At 36.6% G+C, this 6,089-nt stretch carries 5 protein-coding genes and 2 pseudogenes; 6 read left to right on the plus strand and 1 reads right to left on the minus strand.

Features of this window, described 5'->3' with window-relative positions:
- Positions 1 to 197: pseudogene (locus CIK90_RS06865) on the minus strand (IS1380 family transposase); the annotation flags it as partial.
- A gap of 202 nt (positions 198 to 399) precedes the next feature.
- Between CIK90_RS06865 and mef(A) the strand changes: the two are divergent.
- From mef(A) to CIK90_RS06895, 6 genes and pseudogenes are all read left to right on the plus strand, one after another.
- Positions 400 to 1,626 carry a macrolide efflux MFS transporter Mef(A) gene (mef(A), locus tag CIK90_RS06870; protein WP_094464677.1) on the plus strand — a complete coding sequence of 409 codons (1,227 nt, stop codon included), beginning with the start codon at positions 400 to 402 and terminating at the stop codon, positions 1,624 to 1,626.
- 113 nt (positions 1,627 to 1,739) lie between these two features.
- Positions 1,740 to 3,203, plus strand: a complete 1,464-nt coding sequence (gene msr(D), locus CIK90_RS06875; RefSeq protein WP_008665088.1) for an ABC-F type ribosomal protection protein Msr(D) — start codon at positions 1,740 to 1,742, stop codon at positions 3,201 to 3,203.
- A gap of 117 nt (positions 3,204 to 3,320) precedes the next feature.
- Positions 3,321 to 3,854, plus strand: a complete 534-nt coding sequence (locus CIK90_RS06880) for a GrpB family protein (protein ID WP_008665086.1) — start codon at positions 3,321 to 3,323, stop codon at positions 3,852 to 3,854.
- Between the two features lie 120 nt (positions 3,855 to 3,974).
- Complete coding sequence (erm(G), locus tag CIK90_RS06885; RefSeq protein WP_008021360.1) at positions 3,975 to 4,709, plus strand: 23S rRNA (adenine(2058)-N(6))-methyltransferase Erm(G); 735 nt, start codon at positions 3,975 to 3,977, stop codon at positions 4,707 to 4,709.
- Positions 4,710 to 5,106: 397 nt separating this feature from the next.
- Positions 5,107 to 5,321, plus strand: a pseudogene (locus tag CIK90_RS06890) (nucleotidyltransferase domain-containing protein); the annotation flags it as partial.
- Complete coding sequence (locus CIK90_RS06895) at positions 5,302 to 6,042, plus strand: class I SAM-dependent methyltransferase (protein WP_005816203.1); 741 nt, start codon at positions 5,302 to 5,304, stop codon at positions 6,040 to 6,042. The pseudogene CIK90_RS06890 and the gene CIK90_RS06895, both read left to right, overlap by 20 nt.
- Positions 6,043 to 6,089 lie beyond the last annotated feature (47 nt).

Below are 6,089 nucleotides of genomic sequence, written 5' to 3' on the forward strand. Positions count from 1 at the left end.
CATGTACGAAGGGTAGGATGATACGAGAGATGGCGCATCAGTTGTGACGTTACATCTTCCACGCATGAGCCGCCACAGAAATAAACGCTCATCAGCGAACGGACTATCTCGCTGAACTGATATCCGATGATACTGCGGCATCTCTGACCCAGTGTTGAGTCGATAACGGGTGAAAGCATGGAGTCAAATTTCTCCATGATTGAAAAAATTCCTCCAAAAGGTGTGAGTTTTTCGAATTTTATTTGTACTTTTCAGCGCCTTGTTACGATTTTCGCTTGTTTTCTAATTGCAACACTAAGATAAGTGAAAAATCTGACACGGCAAAATCCTAGGCAACTTATTGTTGCTCAGGAACTTATAAATAAAGTTAAATCAAAGTGTTGCGGAATTAAGGTATAAATGGAAAAATACAACAATTGGAAACTTAAGTTTTATACAATATGGGCAGGGCAGGCAGTATCATTAATCACTAGTGCCATCCTGCAAATGGCGATTATTTTTTACCTTACAGAAAAAACAGGATCTGCGATGGTCTTGTCTATGGCTTCACTTGTAGGTTTTTTACCCTATGCGGTCTTTGGACCAGCCATTGGTGTATTAGTGGATCGTCATGATAGGAAGAAGATAATGATTGGTGCTGATTTAATTATCGCAGCAGCTGGGGCCGTGCTAGCTATTGTTGCATTGTATATGGAGTTACCTATCTGGATGGTTATGGTAGTATTGTTCATCCGTAGCATTGGAACAGCTTTTCATACCCCGGCTCTCAATGCGGTTACTCCACTTTTAGTACCAGAAGAACAGCTTACGAAATGTGCAGGCTATAGTCAGTCTTTGCAGTCTATAAGCTATATTGTTAGTCCGGCGGTTGCAGCACTCTTATACTCCGTTTGGGAACTAAATGCTATTATTGCCATCGATGTATTGGGGGCTGTGATTGCATCTATTACGGTAGCAATTGTACGTATTCCTAAGCTAGGTGATCAAGTGCAAAGTTTGAAACCAAATTTCATAAGAGAAATGAAAGAAGGAATGGCTGTACTACGGCAAAATAAAGGATTATTTGCTTTATTACTCGTTGGAACATTATATATGTTTGTTTATATGCCCATAAATGCATTATATCCTTTAATCACTATGGAATATTTTAATGGTACACCGATGCATATTTCTATTACGGAGATTGCTTATGCCTCTGGTATGTTGATAGGGGGTCTATTATTAGGGTTATTTGGGAATTACCAAAAGCGAATCTTATTAATAACGGCATCAATTTTTATGATGGGGATAAGCTTAACCATTTCAGGATTACTTCCTCAAAGTGGATTTTTCATATTTGTAGTCTGCTGTGCAATAATGGGGCTTTCGGGTCCGTTTTACAGCGGTGTGCAAACAGCTCTTTTTCAGGAGAAAATTAAGCCTGAATATTTAGGACGTGTATTTTCTTTAACTGGAAGTATCATGTCTCTTGCTATGCCAATTGGGTTAATTCTTTCTGGATTCTTTGCTGATAGAATCGATGTAAATCATTGGTTTTTACTATCAGGTGTTTTAATTATTGGCATTGCCATAGCTTGCCCCATGATAACTGAGGTTAGAAAATTAGATTTAAAACAAAATTCATAGGAGGGACCATATTTATGTATTTAATTTTCATGTAATTCTTCCTGCTAAAATCGCAGGGTTTTCCCTGCGTACAAGCAAAAGAAAACATGCGATTATAGACAGGAGGAAATGTTATGGAATTGATATTAAAAGCAAAAGATATTCGTGTGGAATTCAAAGGACGCGATGTTTTAGATATAAATGAATTAGAAGTATATGATTATGACCGTATTGGTTTAGTAGGAGCAAATGGTGCTGGAAAAAGCACTTTACTCAGGGTACTTTTAGGAGAATTAACTCCCCCAGGATGTAAAATGAATCGTCTGGGTGAACTTGCCTATATTCCCCAGTTGGACGAAGTAACTTTGCAGGTGGAAAAAGATTTTGCACTTGTAGGCAAGCTCGGTGTTGAGCAATTAGATATACAGACCATGAGCGGTGGTGAAGAAACAAGGCTTAAAATAGCACAGGCCTTATCGGCACAGGTTCATGGTATTTTAGCGGATGAACCTACGAGCCATTTAGACCGTGAAGGAATTGATTTTCTAATTGGACAGCTAAAATATTTTACAGGTGCACTGTTAGTTATTAGCCATGACCGCTATTTTCTTGATGAAATAGTAGATAAAATATGGGAACTGAAAGATGGCAAAATCACTGAGTATTGGGGAAACTATTCTGATTATCTTCGTCAGAAAGAGGAAGAACGCAAGAGCCAAGCTGCAGAATACGAACAATTTATTGCGGAACGTGCCCGATTGGAAAGGGCTGCGGAGGAAAAGCGAAAACAGGCTCGTAAAATAGAACAGAAGGCGAAAGGTGCTTCAAAGAAAAAAAGTACTGAAGGCGGAGGGCGTTTAGCTCATCAAAAATCAATAGGAAGTAAGGAAAAAAAGATGCATAATGCCGCTAAATCCCTAGAGCACAGGATTGCAGCCTTAGGAAATGTAGAAGCTCCGGAAGACATTCGCAGAATTCGTTTCAGGCAAAGTAAAGCATTGGAGCTCCATAATCCATACCCTATAGTCGGTACGGAAATTAATAAAATATTTGGGGATAAGGCACTGTTTGAAAATGCATCTTTTCAAATTCCTCTAGGAGCAAAAGTGGCGTTAACTGGTGGTAATGGAACCGGAAAAACAACTTTAATCCAAATGATCTTAAACCATGAAGAAGGAATTTCTATTTCACCTAAGGCAAAAATAGGTTACTTTGCACAGAATGGTTACAAGTACAACAGTAATCAGAATGTCATGGAGTTTATGCAGGAGGATTGTGATTACAATATATCAGAAATTCGTTCAGTGCTAGCATCTATGGGGTTCAAACAGAACGATATTGGAAAAAGCTTATCTGTTTTAAGCGGTGGAGAAATTATAAAATTGTTGCTAGCTAAAATGCTCATGGGTAGATATAACATCCTACTAATGGATGAACCCAGTAACTTCCTTGACATACCAAGTTTAGAGGCTTTGGAAATACTAATGAAGGAGTATGCCGGAACTATCGTGTTTATCACCCACGATAAACGCTTACTCGAAAATGTAGCTGATGTAGTTTATGAAATTAGAGATAAGAAAATAAATCTGAAACATTAAATTTAAGGTAGTCGCTGATCAGTATAGTCTGTTCTGGCTGGCGGCTCCATTGTTAAAAAGTATAAAGACTTTTTTCTAAAAATATTATTCGTTGAGAATGAGATTGGAGGGTTTATATTGTTTATACGAGTAGTTCCGTACGACCCCTTTTGGGAAGTAGAGTATGAAAATGAATCACAGAAGATAAAGAATATATTGAAGGATATATTGGTGGAGGTTTACCATATTGGCAGTACAGCAGTCAAAGGGTTAGCCGCTAAATCAATCATTGATATAATGCCCGTAGTGACAAATATTAGTTTGGTTGATAAGCATAACAAAGAATTTGTAGCGATTGGTTATGAGTGTATGGGTGAGTTTGGTATTGAAGGACGTAGATATTTCCGCAAAGGCGGCGATAACAGGACACACCAGATTCATATTTTTGAGCAAAGCAATCACAAAGATATTAATAGGCATATAGCAGTAAGGGACTTTCTGCGTACACATCCAGACATCGCTTTAGAGTATGGTGAATTAAAGATGGAGCTGGCTTATCGATTCTCGGAGGATATTGAAGGCTACTGCACTGGTAAGGATGCATTTGTAAAGCAACTAGAAAAGGATGCTTTGCTATGGTATCAAAATAATGAATCATATAAAACACGATAGAAAATATATAAAAGTATGAAAGAGAGGTGTATCCTATGATAGGACCAGATAAGAAAAAACTATATCCAAATGAAAACATAAAAACTGTTTGTTAATGAAATAAATTAAGGAGGGGTTATAATGAACAAAGTAAATATAAAAGATAGTCAAAATTTTATTACTTCAAAATATCACATAGAAAAAATAATGAATTGCATAAGTTTAGATGAAAAAGATAACATCTTTGAAATAGGTGCAGGGAAAGGTCATTTTACTGCTGAATTGGTAAAGAGATGTAATTTTGTTACGGCGATAGAAATTGATTCTAAATTATGTGAGGTAACTCGTAATAAGCTCTTAAATTATCCTAACTATCAAATAGTAAATGATGATATACTAAAATTTACATTTCCTAGCCACAATCCATATAAAATATTTGGCAGCATACCTTACAACATAAGCACAAATATAATTCGAAAAATTGTTTTTGAAAGTTCAGCCACAATAAGTTATTTAATAGTAGAATATGGTTTTGCTAAAATGTTATTAGATACAAACAGATCACTAGCATTGCTGTTAATGGCAGAGGTAGATATTTCTATATTAGCAAAAATTCCCAGGTATTATTTCCATCCAAAACCTAAAGTGGATAGCGCATTAATTGTATTAAAAAGAAAGCCAGCAAAAATGGCATTTAAAGAGAGAAAAAAATATGAAACTTTTGTAATGAAATGGGTTAACAAAGAGTATGAAAAACTGTTTACAAAAAATCAATTTAATAAAGCTTTAAAATATGCGAGAATTTATGATATAAACAATATTAGTTTCGAACAATTTGTATCGCTATTTAATAGTTATAAAATATTTAACGGCTAAAAACAATAGGCCACATGCAACTGTAAATGTTTAGTTATAGGTAGGGTAGCATTAGTTAAAATGCTATTCTGCCTTTTAAAAGTATGGTATACATTCCTGAGAGAGATTGGATATGTTCCCGTATACCGATAGTGCCAAAAGCGAAGTGGATATGTTTCCGAGAACGGACGTACTCAAATGACATTCATTCTGTCCTCTCCAGCCACGTGGAAAGTTTAGTTTGTCTGACGAAGCAGACAAACTAAAGCGATATAAATCCTCACGGATTTGCGATATACGCTACATTTCATTCGCGTGCGATATGCCTCTGGCGCGATATGTGCCTTCGGCACGTGAGCGCACTGCGTGCGCATAGGGGCGCGGGAATTTATGTTCGCGTACTTTCCACCACGTTCGAATAGGCGAAAAGAAAGCTATAAAACTGCTTGAAACTTTTTAATATAAACCTGAAAAATACGCCAAAGGGTTAATCATATTTTTGAATTACTCGGTCTTTCACTTTTTGAATGCTATGATATGACCGGGAAGCCTTATAAAGAAGTGAAGAAAATTGCAACGGAGATAAATAACTTTTTAAACAAGGGGAATTCAGATGAAAGAAAACAAATATGATGATAATATATTTTTTCAAAAATACAGTCAAATGAGTCGCTCACAGCAGGGACTAGCCGGTGCAGGAGAATGGGAAACATTGAGAAAGCTGCTGCCGGATTTTAAAGATAAGCGTGTGCTTGATTTAGGATGCGGCTATGGATGGCACTGTATTTATGCGATGGAACACGGTGCTTCTTCTGTTGTAGGTGTTGATATTTCTCATAAAATGCTCGAGGTAGCCAAAGAAAAAACACATTTTCCACAGGTTGAATATAAATGCTGTGCTATAGAAGATGTGGAATTCCCAGAGGAGAGTTTTGATGTAATATTAAGTTCACTTGCGTTTCACTATGTAGCAGATTATGAGATTTTAGTAAAAAAGATATATAGAATACTGAAGTCTGGTGGTAAGCTAGTTTTTACGGTTGAACATCCTGTTTTTACTGCCTATGGAACACAAGACTGGCATTATAACGAAAAAGGAGAAATACTGCATTTTCCAGTGGATAATTATTATTATGAGGGCAAACGGACAGCTGTATTTTTGGGAGAAAAGGTTACAAAATATCATAGAACACTGACCACATATCTAAATACGCTGCTTTCAAATGGTTTTATAATAAATCAGATTGTGGAGCCACAGCCGCCGGAAAACATGATGGATATTCCGGGGATGCAGGATGAAATGCGCCGTCCCATGATGCTGATTGTATCGGCCAATAAAAAAATGGATAGATAGAACTAAAACACCTATAAAGAATAAATAGAGGCAATTTATGTTTAAAG

The organism is Prevotella sp. P5-126 (assembly GCF_002251185.1).
Taxonomy (GTDB): domain Bacteria; phylum Bacteroidota; class Bacteroidia; order Bacteroidales; family Bacteroidaceae; genus Prevotella.